Origin of the sequence: Vibrio chagasii, from assembly GCF_024347355.1 — a bacterium.
In the GTDB taxonomy this organism is placed as follows: domain Bacteria; phylum Pseudomonadota; class Gammaproteobacteria; order Enterobacterales; family Vibrionaceae; genus Vibrio; species Vibrio chagasii.
The window spans coordinates 721975-743386 of record NZ_AP025465.1 but is presented as its reverse complement, the minus strand read 5'-3'; the positions used below and the strand labels follow the sequence as shown (position 1 = coordinate 743386).

Sequence of the window (21412 nt, the reverse complement as noted above, 5' to 3'; positions counted from 1 at the left end):
GTTATGAAAGGAAACTACTCGCGATGATTCGAAAAAATATATGCAACAGCAACAACATAAGTATGAGAGGGATGACATTGATCGAGTTATTGCTGGCTGTAGTCATCGTGGGAATACTTGGGGCAATCGCCTACCCGAGTTACACCAACCATGTCATGAAGGCGCATCGTGTCACCGCGTTGGCCGACCTGACCAAGATACAATTAGAGATGGAAACCCTATATACGGGCGATTATGCATCCGCAGCCCAAGGGATTATTTCCGCCGGGACATGCAGTTTTTGTGATACAGATACAAGCCGATACACGCTCGCTATCTCAGCAAGCAGCACCACCTATACTATTCAAGCTGAGCCGCACGCCCCACAAACTAATGATGACTGCTTAGATTCAACGACTGATATTTTGGAGCTACACCACTCTGGTGTCTCAGAGCCAGAAGCGTGTTGGACATAATGAGTTAAGCCAATCAGCACCATGTGTGACCACTTTTCTCTTTTCTACAGACACAAAAAAACCTGCTACAAGAGCAGGCTTTCTATTTTCGTCATTAAGTTAAAGTATCGATAACTTAATATTTCAATAACCTAATTACTTAGTTAGGTCATCGAAGAAGTTTTTAACGCCGCTGAAGAAACCTTCAGACTTAGGCTTGTGCTTGCTTGCCGCTTCGCCGCCACATGTCTCTTCAAACTCACGTAGAAGTTCTTTCTGACGAGAGCTTAGCTTCACTGGAGTCTCAACCACTAGCTTAACGATTAGGTCACCCACACCGCCGCCACGAACACCTTTCACACCTTTGCCACGCATACGGAACATACGGCCCGTTTGTGTTTCTTCTGGCACTTTAAGATTTACACGACCATCCAGTGTTGGTACTTCAACTTCACCACCTAGAGCAGCCATAGAGAAGCTTACTGGTACTTCACAGTAAAGGTTATTGCCGTCACGTTCGAAGATGTTGTGCTCTTTTACGTGAACTTGTACGTATAGGTCGCCAGCTGGAGCGCCTTGCTCTCCCGCTTCACCTTCGCCAGATAGACGAATACGGTCGCCAGTATCAACACCAGCAGGGATCTTAACGTTAAGTGTTTTCGTCTTCTGCTTACGGCCTTGACCGTGACAAGAGTTACATGGGTCTTTGATGATCTTGCCTTTACCGTTACAAGTAGGACAAGTCTGCTGAACCGCGAAGAAACCTTGACGCATTTGTACTTGGCCGTGGCCATGACAAGTGCCACAAGTTTGCGCAGAAGAACCTTTCTTCGCGCCGCTACCATCACAAGTGTCACATTCAACCAGTGTTGGTACTTCAATCTCTTTAGATACACCACGAACCGCTTCTTCAAGCGTCAGTTCCATGTTGTAACGTAGGTCTGAACCACGTTGTGCACGTTGTTGACCGCCACCACGACGACCGCCGCCGAAGATGTCGCCAAATACGTCACCGAAGATATCGCCGAAATCACCTTGACCGCCGCCGAAACCGCCGCCGCCACCCATACCGCCTTGTTCAAAAGCAGCGTGGCCGTATTGGTCGTAAGCTGCTTTCTTTTGAGGATCGGTTAGGATCTCGTACGCTACTTTTACTTCTTTAAATTTGTCCGCTGCGCTCTCATCACCCTGGTTACGGTCCGGGTGGAATTTCATTGCTAAGCGCTTGTACGCTTTTTTAATATCGCGCTCTGATGCATCGCGGCTTACGCCTAATACTTCGTAAAAATCACGTTTTGACATGTTCTAGGTCACCAAAATAATTGCTACTACCGAAAAGTAACTTCAGTAGTCTGTGTATCAATCTAGATAAAAGTTCTGCCGGCTGAATCACCGAATAAAGCTATTATCTAGATCGACAAGTCTAAATACAAATTTACGGGCGTGAGAGTTACCTCTGACGCCCGTATATTTAGAAATCGAAAAACGACTTTTCTAAGCTAAAACACGTTAGTTCAAGGAGAAGGCACGGAGCTTACAAGTGTAAGTGAGTACCTTCGATGCAGAAATCACGTGTTATAGCGACGAAAAATTATTTTTTGTCGTCTTTAACTTCTTCAAACTCTGCGTCTACCACATCGTCGTCTTGCTTAGGTTGCTCACCCGCTTCAGCGCCAGCTTGCTGTGCTTGAGCTTGTTGTTGAGCAATTTCCATTAGCTTCTGAGCTGCTTGCATAAGTTCTTGAACTTTAGCGTCGATAGCTTCTTTGTCGTCACCAGACTTAACTTCTTCTAGTGCCGCGATAGCTGCTTCGATCTTCTCTTTCTCGTCTGCAGGTAGAGCTTCACCAGCTTCTTCTACTTGCTTCTTAGTACCGTGAATCATTTGGTCAGCTTGGTTACGTGCAGTTACTAGCTCTTCGAACTTCTTGTCCGCTTCTTTGTTAGCTTCTGCTTCTTGTACCATTGCTTCGATCTCTTCCTCAGACAGGCCGCCTGATGCTTGGATAGTGATCTTCTGCTCTTTACCAGTCGCTTTATCTTTCGCAGATACGTTTAGGATACCGTCAGCATCTAGGTCGAAAGTTACTTCGATTTGTGGCATGCCACGTGGTGCAGGTTGGATACCTTCTAGGTTGAACTGACCAAGAGACTTGTTGTAAGTCGCTTGCTTACGCTCGCCTTGTAGTACGTGGATAGTTACCGCGCTTTGGTTGTCTTCAGCTGTAGAGAACACTTGATCCGCTTTTGTAGGGATAGTTGTGTTTTTCTCGATTAGCTTAGTCATTACGCCGCCCATCGTTTCGATACCGAAAGATAGAGGAGTAACGTCTAGAAGTAGTACGTCTTTAACGTCACCAGCTAGTACACCACCTTGAACTGCAGCACCCATTGCTACTGCTTCGTCAGGGTTTACGTCTTTACGAGCTTCTTTACCGAAGAACTCAGCAACTTTAGCTTGAACCATAGGCATACGAGTTTGACCACCAACTAGGATAACGTCAGTGATTTCGCCTACAGATAGATCAGCATCCGCTAGAGCAACTTTTAGAGGCTCAAGAGAACGTTGTACTAGGTCTTCAACTAGAGACTCAAGCTTCGCACGAGTCACTTTGATGTTCATGTGCTTAGGACCAGTCGCATCAGCAGTAACGTAAGGTAGGTTTACGTCAGTTTGAGTAGTAGAAGAAAGCTCGATTTTCGCTTTTTCTGCTGCTTCTTTAACACGCTGCATTGCTAGTGGATCAGCTTTAAGGTCGATACCTTGCTCTTTCTTGAACTCATCTACTAGGTAGTTGATCATGCGGTTATCGAAATCTTCACCACCAAGGTGAGTGTCACCGTTAGTTGAAAGAACTTCGAAAGTCTTCTCGCCTTCTACTTCATCGATTTCGATGATAGAGATATCGAATGTACCACCACCAAGGTCGTATACAGCGATAGTGCGATCACCACCTTGCTTGTCTAGACCGTAAGCTAGAGCAGCAGCAGTTGGTTCGTTGATGATACGTTTAACATCTAGACCAGCGATACGGCCAGCGTCTTTAGTTGCTTGACGTTGAGCATCGTTGAAGTAAGCAGGAACAGTTACAACTGCGCCAGTTACTTCTTCGCCTAGGAAGTCTTCAGCTGTTTTCTTCATTTTCTTAAGAACTTCAGCAGATACTTGAGGAGCAGCCATTTTTTGGCCTTGCGCTTCTACCCATGCATCACCGTTGTCAGCCTTAACAATGTTGAAAGGCATGATTTCGATATCGCGTTGAACTTCTTCATCTTCAAAACGACGACCAATTAGACGCTTGATAGCGAACAGTGTGTTTTGAGGGTTAGTAACAGCTTGACGTTTTGCAGGTTGACCAACTAGCGTCTCGCCTTCTGTGTATGCGATTACTGATGCTGTTGTACGTTCGCCTTCAGCATTTTCGATTACGCGTGGTTTGTCGCCGTCAAGAACAGCAACACAAGAGTTAGTAGTACCTAAATCAATACCAATGATTTTACCCATCAGGCTATCTCCGAAATATATTCTATTAAGTTTTTGCTATACCCACTGATGTGGGGGTGGTAATTAGAGATTCAACCCTAATACACAAAATTAAAGTGCAAATACAATTTGCTTTCGTATGCACCATAGATAAGGGCTCACGATACCTTTTCAAGGGTAAAAACGGATTTTTTTACATTTATTTTAATAAAAAGAATGATTAGGTAAGAATGCATATCATTAACACACCATTAAACCCGTTATTCGATTCAAAAGCCCCGTTTTACCTTGTGTGGATAATATCTGGTACTGTTTGTAAAAGCCTTATGGCTAACCATCAAGGCGAAGAAAAAATTCAACGCACCATGCTTGTGCCCACGGTACTCCAAGCAAGATTTACATTTATCACCCAATAAAAAAACGGAGCCACTTGGGCTCCGTTTTCAATCAAGACTTTCTACATAGACATTGTCTATAGAAGGAAGAACTTTTAATTAAGCTTCTGCTTTCTTCAGTTCAACTTCTTCGTCTGCTTCAACGCCGATTTCATTTTCAGATTTAGCAACGATAGTGTTTACCGCTGTGTCACCCACTACGTTTGAAGAAGTACAGAACATGTCACAGATACGGTCAACAGCAGCAACGATAGCTAGACCTTCTGGTGGTAGACCTAGTTGGTGCAATAGAACACCTACCATTACTACACCGCCACCTGGAACACCACCAGCACCGATAGACAGTAGCAGGATAGTTAGACCTAGAGTGAAGATATCAGCAGTGTTGATTGGCTGACCAAATGCGTTTGCTACGAACATAGTTGCTAGTGCGATGTAGATAGATACACCAGACATGTTCATTGTTGCACCTAGTGGTACACCGAAGCCAGCTACTGACTTAGATACGTTTAGCTTGTCAGTAAGAGTGCGCATTGTTACTGGGATAGTCGCGTTCGAACTTGCAGTAGATAGTGAGAATAGAACCTGCTCACGAGTTGCACGTAGGAACTGCTTTGGAGAAATACCAGTGAATGAACCCACCATCATTGGATAGAAGAAGAAGATCCAGAACACAAGCATTGCAACAACAAGCGCTACGTAGCCAGCTACTGACATTAGCGTATTTGCATCCAGCGTTGCACCTAGTTGAATCATCAGAGCGAATACACCGTATGGCGCTAGGCTCATTACTAGGCCGATAAGCTTCATCATGATTTCGTTAGCCATCTTGAACGTCTTGATAGCTGGGCCACCACGAGAATCAAGCGCTTGAATAGCAAGGCCAGTCAGAATCGCCATGAAGATGATTTGTAGCATGTCGCCGCTTGCGAATGCTTGTACTGGGTTGCTAGGAACGATGTTCACAACAAGAGAGAAGATGTCTGGTGTTTCTGTTGTTGTAAGTGCAATCGTCTCAGAAACCGTACCCGCTAGGTTTGCACCAGCGCCAGGTTGGAAAATAAGACCAATCGTTAGAGCAGCTGAGATCGCGATGATGGTGTTAATAATGTAAAGACCAAAGGTTTTACCACCAAGACGACCAAATGAACGGATATCCTTTAGTTCAACGATACCGCAAACAATAGATACATATACAAGAGGCACTACCAACAACTTGATAAGTGATACGAACATACCACCAGCGCCTTCCGCAGCACCAAGTAGGTAAGTGTCAAAAATAGCGATTCCGCTGAATAGGTACTGAATAGCAGTACCAATAATCAGGCCGACAAATAGGCCTACAAAAATCTTACTTGAGAGCGATTTATCCATCGTTCTTCTCCAGTTTGTTGTGTTTAAAATTTGTACTTTTATAGTTGTATATGCGAGTAATATCGCTATATGGCAGTGGATTTTACATACAAAGATAACAATTAAAAGCACTTGTTTACAAAAATATCACAATTGTGACATCAAAACATTTTCTTATTAACAACCAGTTTCATAACACAAAACTCTAAACCGCTGTTCTGTATGAAATAAAAAGAACGACATCCTTAATGCACTTTGAAGGGCTATTTACGCGGATTCTCAAGTGACAGGCACAAAAAAAGAGAGGCATAAACCTCTCTTCTTATTTCACATCAACTAGTGAATTATGTTGTAACTGCAGCTAGCTTGATCAGTAAAAAGTCGAACCTTTCACTTAACGAGCACCACTCAATTACTTAGCGACCATTACCATTGCAGGGCGAACTACACGACCGTTTAGCTCGTAGCCTTTTTGCATCACGAACATAACCGTGTTTGATTCGTGATCTGGGCTTTCTTGGATAGACATCGCTTGGTGGAATTCAGGGTTGAACGCTTCACCTTCAGGGTTGATCTCTTTAAGACCAAACTTAGCAACTGTGTCTACGAATGTTTTGTGCGTAAGCTCAACACCTTCGTATAGTGGCTTAACCACTTCGTTTTCAGCGTCTGCAGCTTGCATTGCACGCTCAAGGTTGTCGATAACAGGCAGTAGGCCTTCAGCAAACTTGTTCAAAGCGAATTTACGCGCTTTATCAATTTCTTGCTCGCTACGTCGACGCATGTTTTCAACTTCAGCTTTAGCGCGAAGAACAGAGTCTTGCTGCTCTTTCACTTTAGTTTCGCTAGCTAGCAATGCCGCTTCTAGTTGAGCAATCTTTGCTTCCTGCTCATCAGCAGCGTCTGCGTTCAGTTCAGCTTCTTCAACTTTTTCTGCTTCAGCAATGATCTGATCTAGTTCTTCTTCGGTTACTTTGTTTTCTTCGTTGCTCATGATATCTCCAGAATTCGTTTCCAATGCAAGTGACAGGCGGGTTTGCGCCTCAAATTGATATAAAACACTCGCATAGACGTTCAACTTGCCTTTATTATGGGGATGAAGAATTTTGATTCAAGCCTAATTCGTTTGGAAACCTTATGAAAAAGCCATTTGAAGTGATCGCCATTATTGGTAAACCTCGAGATCAGCAAGCAATTCAGACTCATAGAGAACTCTATCAGTGGTTGAGTGCTGAAGGTTATCAAGTGTTTGTGGATGACAGACTCGCCAGTATTTTAGACGATATCCCAAAAGAACATTTTTCTAGCCTGGTCGACTTAGGTAAACGCGCCGATCTCGCCATTGTTGTCGGTGGTGACGGAAACATGCTCGGCGCCGCTCGAATCTTGTCTCGTTTCGATATTTCAGTGATTGGTGTGAACCGAGGTAACCTTGGCTTCCTGACCGATCTCAACCCAGAAAACTTCCAAAGTGCACTGACCGATGTTCTCAAAGGCGAGTTCATGGAAGAAGAACGCTTCCTGCTTGAAACAGAGATCCACCGCCATGGCCAAATAAAAAGCCATAATGCGGCACTCAACGAAGCGGTACTTCACCCCGGTCAAGTCGCGCACATGATCGAGTTTGAAGTGTACATCGACGACAGCTTCGCTTTCTCGCAGCGTTCTGATGGTTTGATCGTGTCGACACCAACCGGTTCTACCGCCTACTCACTTTCTGGCGGCGGTCCAATCTTATCATCAAGCTTGAATGCCATCTCTTTGGTACCCATGTTCCCACACACGCTTTCAAGCCGACCACTTGTTGTCGATGGGAAACGTCACATTAAACTGATCGTATCGCCTGATAACCGCGGCACTCAAGAAGTCAGTTGCGATGGTCAAATCTCGCTACCTGTATCTCCAGGCGACGAGATCCACATTTACCAAAGCCCAAATGTGCTCAAGCTGATCCACCCGAAAGACTACAACTACTACCATGTCCTACGTAACAAACTGGGCTGGTCGAGTAAGCTGTTCTAACTCAACGGCACTAGCAACAACCAAAAATTTCAAAGGCTGACGATATTCGTTAGCCTTTTTTATTACCTTTATAACGCCCACCAACTCTGCCTTCACGCCTATCCTAGAGATCGTCATTCCCAAGAAGGAGGAACGACTGAGTTGGGAATCTATAGTGGTTTCAGTGATCTACAGACAAGTACAATTCTGAGAGCTATCACAAAAAATTTTCACCTGTCGACTTTACTGTATAAAGAAACAGTATATACTGAACTTATATACAGTATTGTTCAGTTATACAGGTAAATAAAAATGCTGGCTCATTTAAGTGTTAATAATTTCGCTATTGTTAAGTCTTTACAGCTAGAACTTTCTAAAGGCATGACAACAATCACCGGGGAAACTGGTGCGGGTAAATCTATCGCAATCGATGCTTTGGGTTTGTGTCTTGGAGGGAGATCCGATGCAGGAATGGTAAGACAAGGTGAAGAAAAAACCGAAGTCAGTGCTGCTTTTTTACTTGAGAACAATCTGCATGCAACTCGCTGGTTAGAAGATAACGAACTTCTAGACGGCACTGAATGCATCCTGCGCAGAACCATCTCTAAAGAAGGTCGCTCTCGCGCATTCATTAACGGTAGCCCGGTTCCTCTTTCACAATTGAAATCACTAGGACAACTACTGATCAACATTCATGGCCAGCACGCGCATCACCAGCTGATGAAAAGCGACTACCAAATGGCAATGCTTGACCAATACGCAGGCCATTTAAACTTATTGAAATCGACACGTAATGCTTATCAAACTTGGCGCCAAGCAGACAACCACCTAAAAGAGTTACGTGAAAACAGCCAACAAAACCAAGCTCAGAAACAGCTTCTTGAATACAAAATCAAAGAGTTAAACGAGTTATCTATTGGGGAGGAAGAATATGAAGAGCTCGAACAAGAGCATAAGCGTCTCGCCAATAGCGGAGAATTGGCCTCAACCTGCCAGCAAGCTATCGAGCTTATTTACGAAGGTGAAGAAGTTAATGCGCTTGGTATTCTGCAATCGGCCAATCACTCCCTAATTCAACTAGCAGAATTAGACGAGCGACTTGCTGAACTACCAGATATGCTGTCTGAGGCCATTATTCAGATTGAAGAGACCAACAGCGAGCTAAGAACTTATCTTGATAGCATCGATGTCGACCCAGGTCGCATGGCTTACGTTGAAGAACGCTTCTCTAAAGTGATGTCGATGGCACGTAAACACCACGTATTGCCTGAAGAGCTGTATAAACACCACCAAGACTTACTACAACAAGTTGAAGCATTGGATTGCTCTGATGAAAAGCTTGAAGAGTTAGCGAATGACGTTGAAAACCAATACCAATCATTCGTAGCAAAGTCTGAGAAGCTGCATAAATCTCGCGCTCGTTACGCAAAAGAGCTAAACAAGCTGATCACGCAAAGCATGCACGAGCTCAGCATGGAAAAAGCGCAGTTTGCGATTGAAGTAAACAACACCAACACTCACCCTTCACCATTGGGTATGGATAACGTGACCTTTATTGTGTCTACCAACCCAGGCCAGCCGATGCAACCAATCGCTAAAGTGGCGTCTGGTGGTGAGCTATCACGTATTTCATTAGCGATTCAGGTGATCACTGCACAAAAAGTCGATACACCAAGTCTGATTTTCGATGAAGTGGATGTGGGTATCAGTGGCCCAACCGCCGCTGTAGTCGGCAAGATGCTGCGTAAGCTGGGCGAATCAACTCAGGTAATGTGTGTGACTCACTTACCTCAAGTTGCCGGTTGCGGTCACCAACAGCTGTTTGTGGCAAAGAACACGAAATCAGGTAAAACCGAAACTCAAATGCACACACTTGATCAGCAACAACGCGTTTCAGAGCTGGCTCGACTGCTTGGTGGCAGCCAAATTACCGAGTCGACCCTTGCCAACGCAAAAGAGTTATTAGTCGCAGCTTAGATTAAATCTTCAGCAACTTTCTGATAATTTAACGAAAAATATTGGTAATTTTGCAACTAAATTCAAAATTGCCAGTCATAACAAGCTCAAAGCGCAAGGAGCTTTTTACTTCTTGCTGGAGCTTGTTTATTATCAGACAGTATTTTAGCGAAGAAAGATCTCAAACTATGCGAATTAAAAAGTGGTTAGTTGCAGTTCCACTTGCACTAACAATGTTGACCGGTTGCTCTCTACTAGAGAAGTTGGTTTATCGAATTGACATCAATCAGGGTAACTATGTTGAACAAGAAGCTGTCGACCAGCTCAAGTTTGGCATGACAAAAACACAAGTTCGTTACGTTATGGGCTCACCTATGCTTATCGAAAATGGCTACCCAGATACGTGGTACTACATTTACCACCACCAAAAAGGTCATGAAGACCCGATTCAGAAAAACCTCGTCGTGAACTTTGATGCTACTGGCACCCTAGTTACGATCAACGGTGATTTTGAAGCCAGTGATGAGTTCTTCGAAAGCCTTCGCTAGCTTTCAGTAGACAAGCTCTCAATCAAGAAGCTTAAAAGCCTGCTCAATGAGCACAATGTAGTTCACTTAAGCGGAGCTGCTTTGCGATTAATTGGGTAGCGAGTCTTTGATATTTTTACCGCCCTAGGCCGATTAGGCTTAGGGCGTTTGTCTATAAAGAGGACTGATAAGTCTCCCCTTAGACTCTTTAAACGCTTAGGTGTATTGCCTGGCGATATCGCTTTACTCATCACCTTCAGTTGGCTCGCTATAAACTGACAAGCGTATTTAAAGCTAATTTCATTCGGCATTCTTCCATGTTCAACTGCTGCCTGACTTGCTTCACGTCTTACCAAATTATAACCAAGCAACAGCCCCCAGAGTTCTTGATAAACAAGGTTTACTGTTTTACTGCGTAATACTAAGGCATTGTGTTGCATTGAGCTTTTGATATCACGATAACCTAATTCGATTTCCCAACGTTCATGATAAAGTTCGGCTACCGCTTTCGCGTCGTAGTCTGCTCTTGGAAGGGATGTAAAAACAGTTTTCTGCTTACCTTGTACTTCATAGGTCACCGCTCTGACTTGCCATTTTTCAGGTAAACTAGGGTTCTTTTTGAGAGCTTGCGGTGAGACGTTCATTTCGATGAGCATATCATTGCTTTCTTCTTCATCTAAAAGTGTGTATTTCAACCCTTTCCTTGCTGGTATCAACCAATGTCTATTAATACCGCTATTTTGAAGAGAGAGAAGTAAGTCTGCACCGTAAAAACCTTTATCTAGTAACGTCACAGAGTTATCTGGTAAAGAGTCGATGAAGGGCATAGCAAGTGGGATTTCACCACGCCGATAAGGGCTTATGGCAGCGTCAACGATGACATGAGAACGGACATTCATCATAGTCACAACTCTTAGCATTGGATGTGGTGTCTGCCTGCTACTCGAGGTATTACCCGAGCCAAAGTGCTCTCTAAGTTCGGGCGTATCCGCGGTGCGAAAAAGAGCACCGTCTACAGCAAAAACTTGTAATCCTTGCCACGTATCATCACGGTATCGTTCAAGACCCCACGTTCGCCCACATTGTTTAAACAACCACTCTGGTGCAGCACTGCCTAAACGTTGTCTTGCCTGGGTTAAAGCACTTTTTGCTAATAACTCTTCATCAGCCAAGCCATCCGCACAGACATTCATTCTTCGTGCGACTTCGGCAATTGGTTCATTACGGAAGAAGGCCATGCCGACAATTAACCACAAGACCATGTCACTTGGTAGTCGACGTCGGCGAATAGTCGCTTTATCAGAAAGACTAGCTGCCTTAACAACCCATTCATCTGGGATATGTTCAGAGAAAGTGGTGAGTTGAGCTACATCAACAGGATTTTCTTCGAGGAAATCGACAAAATAGTTTTGGATAGACATAAAAAATCGGAAGCCTAGAAACAGGCTTCCGATTATCTCTCAGAAGAAGGATCGGTCAACCGATCCTTATCTGATCTACATTGTGCTCAATGAGCAGGCTTTTTAATATTTGCTTACAAATTAACCCACCAAATCTCACTCACTGACACAAAAAAGCTCGCCGATTTGGCGAGCTCTCTGTGAATTGAATACGCTTTTTGATGCTATTTAGTAGCAGCGGCTTTTGCTTGTTCGGCACGTTTACGTCGAATCTCTTTTGGATCGGCCAATAGTGCACGGTAAATTTCGATACGGTCTTTATCACGAACCGTTGCATCTAACTTCACGTTACGGCTGAACACGCCAACCTTGTTTTTCGCTAAGTCGATCTCTGGGTACAGTTCCAAAACACCAGACTGCGCAATAATTTCTTCAACGGTCGCATTCTTATTAACGACCAAAGTAAACACACGCTGTTCATGCGGAAGTGCAAACACAACTTCTACGTGGATCATATCTGATTCAATAGTCATGGTTTAGTAAACCTGTTTCGCTCGTTGAGTGAATGCGCTCACCATGTTGGTCGTTAGCTCATTGAAAATCTTACCAAATGCCATTTCAATCATTCGGCTAGAAAATTCAAACTCTAACTTAAGCTCGACCTTACAGGCTTGATCATCCAATGGAGTAAAATACCAACCGCCTTGCAGTTTCTTGAATGGGCCGTCCACCAGCTCCATTAAGATCTCAACGCCATCCGCTAAACGGTTAGACGTTGTAAATGTTTTGCTAATACCGGCTTTAGAAACATCAACCGAAGCCACCATTGCTGAATCTGAAAACTCTATTACACGAGAACCAGAACACCCTGGCAAAAACTCAGGATAACGAGCAACATCATTGACCAAGTCAAACATCTGGTCAGCACTAAATGATACTAATGCTGAACGAGTAACCTTTGGCATATAGACTCCTGTTAAAGACAGCGTTACATTAAACAAACCACAATTTTAATGGTATTGAGCCAGAGCGCAAATAAAAAGGATTCCCCATCTTTCGCGCAATCCGTATAATGAGGCCATTATGGCAAAGAATAAATCAAAATCAAAAGCCGGTAGTAATACCATTGCGCTTAATAAGAAAGCTCGCCACGAATATTTCATCGATGATGAAATAGAAGCGGGGCTTGAGCTACAAGGCTGGGAAGTAAAATCCCTACGTGAAGGCAAAACCAATATCGCAGAAAGCTACGTTTACATCCGTGATGGCGAAGCATTCATTAGTGGTATGACGATCACTCCGCTTACTCAAGCGAGTACTCATATCGTGGCGAACCCAACACGTGTCCGTAAACTCCTAATGTCGAGAAAAGAGCTCGATAACCTATTCGGTCGTATTAACCGTGAAGGCATGACACTTGTCGCAACCGCACTTTACTGGTCTCGCTCTTGGGCGAAGATTAAGATCGGCGTAGCGAAGGGTAAAAAGCTGCACGATAAACGTACTGATATGAAAGAAAAAGATTGGGCGAGAGATAAAGCACGAATTATGAAGAGTAATTTGCGCTAATTTTAAGCACTTAAACGCACAGTGCTAGACAGTGTAAGCTTTTCTGGTACTATGCAAGAACACTTGGGGCTGATTTAGGATTCGACAGGAATTTTGAAGTCTGAGGTGCATGCCGTGGGGCGGTTGGCCACGTAAAAAGCCGCAAAAAAATAGTCGCAAACGACGAAAACTACGCACTAGCAGCTTAATAACCTGCTCAGAGCTCTCTTGCCCTAGCTTCCGCTCGTAAGACGGGGACCAACAAGAGATCAAACCCAAACAAGCTAGCGTGGCTTCTCCCACCTGAGAGGAAAAGCGCGAATTATAATTCAGGTTAGCCTTTAACTAGCGTGTCGGTTCGCAGGTTACTGGTGAAATTAAAGATCGACTAAGCATGTAGTACCAATGATGAATAGTTTTTGGACGCGGGTTCAACTCCCGCCAGCTCCACCAAACGTTTGGAAAGGGCCAACTCGAAAGAGTTGGCCCTTTTTGTTTGCCTTTAATCTAGATTTAACCAAACACAAATAACAATATGATGTCTGATACGCGATTACACCGTTGGAGTGGATGCTCGCCATGCTTGAGTTTGACTATCAGCGATAGAGCGGAAAAGCTCACGTAGCTCTTTTAACAAACCCTCTTGGAAACCAATGTATTCGTCTGCCCTTTGTTTATCTGATTGGGCACGAGTTGCTAATACTTCATCCTCTTTGCTTCGAGCTTGAGCTTTCGTTTGCTCTACGCTTGCTGCTGAGTTCCCCATTTGACCTAGAGCTTGAAGTACAGCGTTTCTCGCTTGATTGGACCCCGCCATCTTTTCAAATTTACGTCCAGTACTGGTTAAAGAGATCGACGTATCAGCAATATTTTCTTTAGCGGCTGCATATGCTTTTCTCACTTGATCCTGATATTTCGTCGACATATTACCACTAGCCATCAGCTCTTCAGCTTGCTCAAAGCCTGCTTTTTGAGTCTGCAAGACCTTGTTATGAGCGACTTCAGAACTAAGTTCTCGACCTGTTCTAAAAGAACCAATCGCACCAACGATTGCTGTTGCTCCTGCAAGAACACCTGATACGATAGCCATTGCGAGCATAGCCTTTGCCGCACTATTTAATTCTTCGGCTTGGCTCTTGATACTAGCTACATTTGCCTCGACCGCAATTTCACGTTGCTGTACTTGCTGGTCACGGGTTAATTTGGATACTTCATACAGCAAAGCGATAAGGGACAGTGACTGAGAAATAGCCTCTGACGAGGACTTAGCCACGTTTTTGCCTGCCAATGCGTTTTCTGTTATTTGCATTAACAGGTTTGTTGTTGAGGCCAACTCATCCATCAATTTTGCTACCGCGATAGCTTGGTCTCCAATAGCTGGCGCTTTTGGGCCATCCAATTGGTAGTGTTTCGCATTCGTCACGTTGCTTTCAGCACTAGCACGGATTGCAGCTGCTTCGATTTTGGTTTCAGGGGTTTTCTCAGTATGACTGGTTCTGTTGAGTTCGCCCAAACCATGAAGAGCTGCGTGTCCAGTATTACTAATATTTTCTATCATAATTATTCCTTAAACATTTGTAGGGCGGTTCGTCAGCGTTTTCATTGTTTCGCCTTTAGCTAGGACCATTTGCATGATGACGTTCATTAGTTCTTGGAAACCTTCCATCAACTTGGAAATTTCTTGTTTCAGTTTGTCAAGCACCGCTTGGCTCAGTGTCATCTCAGCCCTTAACTCTGTAATGTCCGCCTGAATGTTGGTCAAACGGGCGTTGTTTGTCCCGTGAACGCTATCCGTGGCAACTTTACCGACATTGACAGTGATGTCGGCACCCTCAGCACCAAAACGGATCGCTTTTGCAGTTGTCGTTGCCGCTTTCGACCCCCAATCAGCAAACTTTGTGATACTGGCGGATGCTTTTGTGGCGATATCAGTGACTTTCTGTGCAATTTGGCTTGCACTCTTGGCGGCCAACTTGGCAACCCCCGCCGCGGCAGCACCACCAAATGTGACAACAGCACCAATGACAGCAGTCGCAATCTCAAAAGCCATGACGACTTTACTCAGCACATCGACATTAATTCCGGCCTCTTTCATCGCCTCCTGTACAGCAGGTTCTTGCAAAGTCATGTTGACAGCACCCATTACACCGCCCGCGATCATTAACGCGCCAGCAACAGCACCGATCCCAGTTGCGAACATGATTGAGCCAACAACAATAGAGGCTACAGCGCTGACCCAGCCGAAAATCTTAGAAGCTAAGCCCGACTTTTGTGCTTCTTTCGCCGCGGCCTCAGATTCTTTGATCTTCTCCTGGTTTTCTGCCATCTCAAGTTTATGTTTTTCTTGAGCTACTTTGACTTCCTGCATTTTAAGCTTGTTTTGAGCACTCTTAATTTTGTCTGCGATAGCAGCCAGCTCAATCTCAAAGTCGTCCACTGAGCCTGCGATTATTCTCACGGCTAGTGATCCAGTGCTGTCAGCAACAGCATGTAAGCCACCAGCTATCGAGTCTACAATTTTTTGTAGCTGTGCAATGGCCTTCAACGTCAGGTCATTCACCTTATCGCTGACAGCGGCATTCGGTGCATCAAGCTGAACTTTTACCTTACCGGTGTTCAATGCTTCAGCACCTTTACCTTGTACGTTTTCAAAGGTTACTGACGGCGATGCGTGAGCAGCGGTCTTGCCAACCTTGTTTAACGTAGTTTCGTCAGAATCAAGCGTAAATACCTGATTCTGAATGTGGTCAAGTACAATAGAACTCATATTCTAGTTACTCCTTTTGTTTCTCACCGCTTCTAACATGATGCCTGCTCGTTGATGCAAGTCTGCATACTCTGATTTACCAGCAGACATCTCCTTCGCGCTGTAAAACCCACTCTCTGCTTCCGTCAGTTGCTCAAGTTTGAGATGACATTCTGCAGAGTGGAAAGGTGGGCGTGGATCATTAATGTCCATAAGCGCAGCGTAGCTGTAGGCATCAAGCGCCTGCAGGTACTCACCTAGTTCCTGACGAGCCGCACCCAAACCAATGAAAAATCGCGCTTGATAGTGATCAAGCATGCTAAGCAGCTGAAATACCTTTGCGGCCTGCTCTATTTTGCCTGACTGAAAAAAGTTGTATCCAACCGCGTAAATGTGCTCAATGGTATCTGCCGATACATCGTGCAGCATTTTTAGCGTGCCTCCCTCTTCCAGAAATGAAAGGAGTTCTTCTGCTCGCATTTGAGATAGGTCAGTTGGCGCGTTTTGTGTAGTCATGGTTATTTATCCTTAAAGGGCTCGTAGGATTTCTTGTAAAATACTGTGGTACTTCTGAACAAATTTGTTCATCGCCTCAACGGTTGCATTGTATTGAGAGCTGATATCACTGAGCTCGGTCGTTTTTAGTTGAACTGTATCGTTTTTAACCTTGGACTGATCACTTACTGAATTAGAAAAACTTGCCAATTGATCGCCCTCAAAACTATCTGCTGCTACTGATACGCCCTGCTTTGTCAGAAAGTCTTTGTGGTTTTCGAACTTATTATTTGTCAGATATGCATACTCAGGTGAGGCCTTAAAAGACGCTTCACTGTCGTAGCCAAAGTCACTTGCTTGGAAACTCGTATTCCCTGGTTCATATTTTTCTTTTGCACTTTGTTTTGAGTGTATCTTCGACTGTATGGCACCAAAAATTCTTAACTCCATCGTTAAGTTTTCCAGTTCACCTTTCAAAATATTACGCTTTTCAAGACGGTCTACGCGGCGCTCATTTAAGGCAAATAACACGCGTTCATCAAAGCGATCACCGATACTCGACTCAATAACTGCCAATAAATCGCGAGCAGTCAATGCATGCTCAGCATTTACTTCTTTACTATCAACTTCCTGTGCTGTGATTTTTGCTAAACGCTCACTGAGCTTATAAAGGTTCTCCATCATTTTTTGATGACGTGTGACAAAATCGGTTCCGATATCTTTTCCAGCAACTATTTTCTCGAAAAGAAAACGAATATCTTGCTCGGTATTTTGCTTGATACGCTCAAGCTGTTCTGGTGTTGTTTGAGTTACCTGGATAGCAAGTAGATCGTTAAAGAACTTATCGATCTGAGTGTTAATAAGTGCAATCGCAATATTAGAAAACAAACTTGGTAAAGTGATCGCATTGGGATCTGCGTTAATTCTGTCAACTTCTAAATCCAAAATGGCTTTTAATTGTTTGACACCCTCTGCACCATAGGCATTTTCAAACTGTCCTTTTAGTTGTATCGCTAAGCTATTAATCGCATCGGTAAGCTCCTGCTTAGACATGCCAGGAATCCAAGCAATCTTGTTCGCCAATGCCTTTGCATCATCGGTGCTGATGGTGATCCCAATGCTATTGAAAGAAGCAACCAGCTGATCGGCAACCGCAGCTCTAAAGCTTTCTTCCGTTAAAAAGTAATCTGAGTTCTTAAGCTCATTGAGGTTAACTGAACCAAGATTAGTAAAGGCATTTCGCAAGAACGGAATAGCATTCTCACGAACCTCACTTGTTCTCATATGCACCGCCAGTGTATTTACAAGCGAGCTAATCTCTGCCATTGCTGCTTTAAGAGCACTCGTATTCAAAGCTTGAATTTGCAGTGCTTGGTTACTCTGGCTCCCCAAGCGGAAATCAGCGATAAAATCGGTCGAAAGTGAACTGTCGACCTTATCTTTTAGTAGTGTGCTAAACCAAGATTGAAATTGATGCGCGAGCGTAGTATTAACGCCCATTTCCACTTCTTTAGGTGCAATCTGGCCATTCAAAGCTTGTTGTTGCAGTGACCGCATCCAATGCGCAGTAGTCTCAGTGGCAGCAGTACCAGTAAAGGCCTCTTGCTTCTTTAACAGTGTGTCCAATGAATCTGCATAAAGACTCAAGCTTTCTTGTTCCGTGCGCCCTACGACAATAGGTAATTGGCGAATCAATGACTCTAATTGATTCACGTCGATATGGGCATCACTCAGAATGGGAGAAAAGGTCTTAACCAAACCCTGCTGGAATGCGATCTGAGAATCACGATTGGCCGTTGTATTGAGAACTCCGCTGATGGAGTTCATGGTTGTCATATCCGTCATGTAAAAACCTCTAGATCACCATGCCACGCATCATGGTCGGTCGCTTGCGCCTAATGCCTTTAGTGGTCGTGGCTTGTGGCTGATGCTGTTGTTGTCTGCGGCGTTGTACTTCTTCAAGCAACTCATGCTCTGCTTGTTTCATCAATTGGGGCGAAGCATTTAACCCATCGAGCAGAATATTGCCTGCTACCGGACCAACGCCTAATCCTTCGAGTAGTTCATTGAATACATCAGTTCTGTCTTCAGCATTGCGAATAGCAAGTTCCGCGTTTTCAATGGTTTCAGTAAAGGGTTGCTTCATCTTGTGTCCTATCTTAAAGCCAAGCATCTTTGGGATGCTGTCAGTAACAGTCGAGAGTTTTTAAATTTTTCTCTTTCTCAAAGGTCGGTAATCACTAAGGCGCAAGAAATACCAATCCTCTTGTTGATCATGGCTCGCGCCGCAGGCTCGTAAGTAGAATTGTGCTAACCGTTGGCTGCTCATGTTACTACCTCGCAATACATCAACGTTGCCACGAATAGTCCAGTCGAGCGGATACAAACGGATGGCATGTTCTGCGAGCACAAATAGCGCGGAGAAAGGGTTGCCTAGACCTTGGTTCGGGCTGGTTCTTCGCAGTAGTACAATGATGATTTCGCCCTCTTCGACACGGAAGACCAGCTCCATCCCATCAAATTCATAACGATAACCAAGTAAGATAGTACTTTTCTGCCAAAAGTAGGGCTTCACTTCGATGCCTGACGCCACTAGAGACTGAGTGAGAAGGCATTTCATCACATACCTACCCTGCCAAGCGGTTGAATATTGATTTGTTGCGTCAGCTCTTGGAACGACAACACTGGCAATTCGTAGTATTCAGACTCGATCAGTTTGCGTACGTAACGGCGCACATCCATCGACACCACCAGCACAGGTTTATTTGGCATGCGACTTAAATCACCAATGGTTTGCTTAACGTCGCTGACAAATTGTTGAGTGACAGAGGGGTCAAGCGCCAAGTAACTGCCTGCAGAAGTCTGACGAATGCCATTACGAATCCTATCTTCCAAGCTTTGATCTAATAAATAAGCTGGTAGCATGTTTTGACCGCTGGCGTACTTGTAGCAGATATAGCGCTTCAAGCTTGAACGGATATATTCAGTTAGCTGTACCACGTCTTTCTCTTTCTGGCCCCACTCAACCATGGCTTCTAAGATCACTCGTAAATTACGAATAGAAATGTCTTCAGAAACCAAACGCTGCAGAATTTCCGTCATCTTTTGCAAAGGCACAATACGCTGCGCTTCTTTTACCAGTTCGGAATAGCTACCTTCCATTTGCTCCAGCAGGTAGCGGGTCTCTTGAATACCGATAAAGTCTTGCGCGTACTCTTTCAGAACGTGAGACAAATGATAAGTCAGAATGCGATCAGGGGTCAGAAAGCCCACATGACTGTTTTGGAGTTTTTCATAATGACTTTGGTCAACCCAAAGACTCGTAATACCCGGCAGAAAATCGTCATCTTTTTCATAAGGTACGCCCAGTAAATCGATCTGTTCATTACCTTCTGTTACCAGCAGTTTCTCGCTTTCAATTCGACCACGAGCGACCGGCACTTCTTGCAATTGAATTAAATACTCGCCGTTACTCATTCCCTCGTTGAAACGTAAGTGAATACCGGGGAACGGGACACCGAGATCGAGATAAAGTGCACGTCTGACACGCGCAAGCTCATCGTTGAGAGCCACGGCCTCTAAACTTTCTTGCAAGCGAGAATCCAAGTCGATGAGCAGCGGTACTGTCATCGCAAACTCTTCTTGCTCACCCAGCTTGCCTTTGCTGTTACGAGATGGCGTCGGTTTATTGGGCTTAGCGGCTGGCGAACCAGCACCTTGGGCAACGAAGCTAGGCAAGTCAGAGCTGTCAGATTCGCTTTGTTTCTTTTGTTGGTAGGATAAGAAGAAACCACCACCGCCAACAACAGCAGCAAGAATTAAGAAGGTAATCTTCGGGAAGCCCGGAATAAGAGCAAACAAAATCAGCAGAACACCACCAACCAACAAAGCTCTTGGCTGAGCGGTCACTTGTCCACCAATATCTGAACCTAGGTCAGAAGAATCCTCATTTGAGACACGAGTAACGATGATGCCAGCCGTGATAGCGATAAACAGTGCCGGGATCTGCGACACCAGACCATCACCAACGGTCAGGACTGCGAACAATTCAAGTGCCTCAGAGGCAGACATGCCCTTTTGAGTAACCCCAATAGTTACACCACCGAGAATGTTTACCACTATGATAATCAGGCCCGCGATTGAGTCGCCTTTAACGAACTTCATCGCGCCATCCATCGAGCCATACATTTGGCTTTCTTTTTCGATCAATGAACGGCGGTGACGCGCCTCATGAACATCAATAACTCCAGCACGCATATCGCCATCGATACTCATCTGCTTACCCGGCATCGCGTCAAGAGAGAACCGAGCGCTGACTTCTGCAACCCTTTCAGAACCTTTGGTGATCACCATAAATTGAACAATGGTGATGATAAGGAAAACAACAATACCTACTACCAAGTTACCGCCGACCACGAAGTTACCGAAGGTGTATACGATCTGACCTGCATCACCTTGCAGCAGGATAAGTCGCGTTGTCGTAATAGAAAGTGACAAACGAAACAAGGTAGTGATCAAAAGCACGGCTGGAAATGCAGAAAATTCCAGTGGTGTAGTGATGTAGATAGCCAACATCAATAAGACGACCGCAATGCTCATGTTGGTACCGATCAAAACGTCCACTAGTGCCGTAGGTAGAGGCAAGATCATCATAAAGACGATCGCAAGTAGCATCACGGCAAGCATAATGTCTTTACGCTGTCCGACTTTGTTTAGAGTATCAATCAACTTATTCATTTGATTCACTATTTAGAGATTGTAGATAATGTCGATGTGCTCGGCGGGCACCTTCAACATCCTGTTCTTTCCAGCGAGCTTGGCTTAGGCAAAACCACAAGCCCGCTTTATTTGAGTGTTCGCTTTCCAATAAGCTTTCGCACAGCTCAATTGAACGCGTATATCGGCCTGAATTGAGGCATGCTACCGCTAATGTTTGGCGAGCTTCCTGATGCTGAGGTTCGATTTCCAGCAGTGCATCAAGCAAGATAATCGCTTGTTCCGGCTTTTGATATTGAACTTGGAGTGCGGCGTGGATAAGCAAAAGCTCCACGTCTTTTGTCTTCAACATGGGCT

Annotated in this window: 20 protein-coding genes and 1 other RNA gene; 6 read left to right on the top strand and 15 right to left on the bottom strand. The window is 44.5% G+C overall.

Features of this window, described 5'->3' with window-relative positions:
- Positions 1-23: 23 nt before the first annotated feature.
- Positions 24-455 (top strand): type IV pilin protein, encoded by a 432-nt coding sequence (locus OCV52_RS03315; RefSeq protein ID WP_137407376.1) that lies wholly within the window; start codon positions 24-26, stop codon positions 453-455.
- Between the two features lie 135 nt (positions 456-590).
- Here the strand turns inward: OCV52_RS03315 and dnaJ are convergent, their stop codons facing one another.
- The 4 genes from dnaJ to grpE all read right to left on the bottom strand — a co-directional run bounded on the left by dnaJ (position 591) and on the right by grpE (position 6660).
- Positions 591-1736, bottom strand: coding sequence for a molecular chaperone DnaJ (dnaJ, locus tag OCV52_RS03310; protein ID WP_008224495.1), 1146 nt, complete (start codon positions 1734-1736; stop codon positions 591-593).
- Positions 1737-2025: 289 nt separating this feature from the next.
- Entirely contained in the window at positions 2026-3939 is a 1914-nt protein-coding gene (dnaK, locus tag OCV52_RS03305) for a molecular chaperone DnaK (RefSeq protein ID WP_102423756.1), read from the bottom strand.
- Positions 3940-4412: 473 nt separating this feature from the next.
- Positions 4413-5687 (bottom strand): dicarboxylate/amino acid:cation symporter, encoded by a 1275-nt coding sequence (locus OCV52_RS03300; RefSeq protein WP_004737574.1) that lies wholly within the window; start codon positions 5685-5687, stop codon positions 4413-4415.
- Positions 5688-6078: 391 nt separating this feature from the next.
- Complete coding sequence (gene grpE, locus OCV52_RS03295; RefSeq protein WP_004737573.1) at positions 6079-6660, bottom strand: nucleotide exchange factor GrpE; 582 nt, start codon at positions 6658-6660, stop codon at positions 6079-6081.
- Positions 6661-6803: 143 nt separating this feature from the next.
- Between grpE and nadK the strand changes: the two genes are divergently transcribed.
- The 3 genes from nadK (at position 6804) to bamE (ending at position 10171) form a co-directional block, all read left to right on the top strand.
- Positions 6804-7688 (top strand): NAD(+) kinase, encoded by an 885-nt coding sequence (gene nadK, locus OCV52_RS03290; RefSeq protein ID WP_004737572.1) that lies wholly within the window; start codon positions 6804-6806, stop codon positions 7686-7688.
- A 291-nt stretch (positions 7689-7979) separates the two neighbouring features.
- Complete coding sequence (gene recN / locus OCV52_RS03285) at positions 7980-9644, top strand: DNA repair protein RecN (protein WP_137407377.1); 1665 nt, start codon at positions 7980-7982, stop codon at positions 9642-9644.
- Positions 9645-9811: 167 nt separating this feature from the next.
- Positions 9812-10171: an outer membrane protein assembly factor BamE gene (gene bamE / locus OCV52_RS03280; RefSeq protein ID WP_004735159.1), complete on the top strand. Its 360-nt coding sequence runs from the start codon at positions 9812-9814 to the stop codon at positions 10169-10171.
- A 62-nt stretch (positions 10172-10233) separates the two neighbouring features.
- Here bamE and OCV52_RS03275 read toward each other — a convergent pair whose 3' ends face one another.
- The 3 genes from OCV52_RS03275 to OCV52_RS03265 form a co-directional block, all read right to left on the bottom strand.
- Positions 10234-11571, bottom strand: coding sequence for an IS4 family transposase (locus OCV52_RS03275; protein WP_137409200.1), 1338 nt, complete (start codon positions 11569-11571; stop codon positions 10234-10236).
- A gap of 203 nt (positions 11572-11774) precedes the next feature.
- On the bottom strand, positions 11775-12083 hold the full coding sequence (locus OCV52_RS03270; RefSeq protein ID WP_063522688.1) for an RnfH family protein: 309 nt from the start codon (positions 12081-12083) through the stop codon (positions 11775-11777).
- Positions 12084-12086: 3 nt separating this feature from the next.
- On the bottom strand, positions 12087-12515 hold the full coding sequence (locus tag OCV52_RS03265; protein WP_063522687.1) for an SRPBCC family protein: 429 nt from the start codon (positions 12513-12515) through the stop codon (positions 12087-12089).
- Between the two features lie 118 nt (positions 12516-12633).
- On the opposite strand from OCV52_RS03265, the gene smpB reads away from it, so the two are divergent.
- Together smpB and ssrA are read left to right on the top strand one after the other, a co-directional pair.
- Complete coding sequence (gene smpB / locus OCV52_RS03260; RefSeq protein ID WP_004737567.1) at positions 12634-13119, top strand: SsrA-binding protein SmpB; 486 nt, start codon at positions 12634-12636, stop codon at positions 13117-13119.
- 65 nt (positions 13120-13184) lie between these two features.
- Positions 13185-13551: a transfer-messenger RNA gene (gene ssrA, locus OCV52_RS03255) on the top strand.
- A gap of 100 nt (positions 13552-13651) precedes the next feature.
- Here the strand turns inward: ssrA and vopD are convergent.
- Genes vopD through vscY form a run of 8 tightly spaced genes read right to left on the bottom strand, consistent with a single transcriptional unit; the run spans position 13652 to position 21407 of the window.
- Positions 13652-14656, bottom strand: coding sequence for a type III secretion system translocon subunit VopD (gene vopD, locus OCV52_RS03250; protein WP_137408940.1), 1005 nt, complete (start codon positions 14654-14656; stop codon positions 13652-13654).
- 9 nt (positions 14657-14665) lie between these two features.
- On the bottom strand, positions 14666-15865 hold the full coding sequence (sctE, locus tag OCV52_RS03245) for a type III secretion system translocon subunit SctE (RefSeq protein ID WP_137408939.1): 1200 nt from the start codon (positions 15863-15865) through the stop codon (positions 14666-14668).
- Between the two features lie 3 nt (positions 15866-15868).
- Positions 15869-16360 (bottom strand): SycD/LcrH family type III secretion system chaperone VcrH, encoded by a 492-nt coding sequence (gene vcrH, locus OCV52_RS03240; RefSeq protein WP_005528925.1) that lies wholly within the window; start codon positions 16358-16360, stop codon positions 15869-15871.
- Positions 16361-16372: 12 nt separating this feature from the next.
- Positions 16373-18184, bottom strand: coding sequence for a virulence-associated V antigen (locus OCV52_RS03235; protein ID WP_137408938.1), 1812 nt, complete (start codon positions 18182-18184; stop codon positions 16373-16375).
- Positions 18185-18194: 10 nt separating this feature from the next.
- Positions 18195-18485, bottom strand: coding sequence for an LcrG family type III secretion system chaperone (locus OCV52_RS03230; protein ID WP_063522682.1), 291 nt, complete (start codon positions 18483-18485; stop codon positions 18195-18197).
- Positions 18486-18545: 60 nt separating this feature from the next.
- Complete coding sequence (locus OCV52_RS03225) at positions 18546-18959, bottom strand: LcrR family type III secretion system chaperone (protein WP_137408937.1); 414 nt, start codon at positions 18957-18959, stop codon at positions 18546-18548.
- Complete coding sequence (gene vcrD, locus OCV52_RS03220) at positions 18959-21085, bottom strand: SctV family type III secretion system export apparatus subunit VcrD (protein WP_137408936.1); 2127 nt, start codon at positions 21083-21085, stop codon at positions 18959-18961. Before vcrD ends, OCV52_RS03225 begins: the two co-directional genes overlap by 1 nt.
- Positions 21069-21407 (bottom strand): type III secretion system chaperone VscY, encoded by a 339-nt coding sequence (gene vscY, locus OCV52_RS03215; RefSeq protein ID WP_137408935.1) that lies wholly within the window; start codon positions 21405-21407, stop codon positions 21069-21071. Before vscY ends, vcrD begins: the two co-directional genes overlap by 17 nt.
- Positions 21408-21412: the final 5 nt, after the last annotated feature.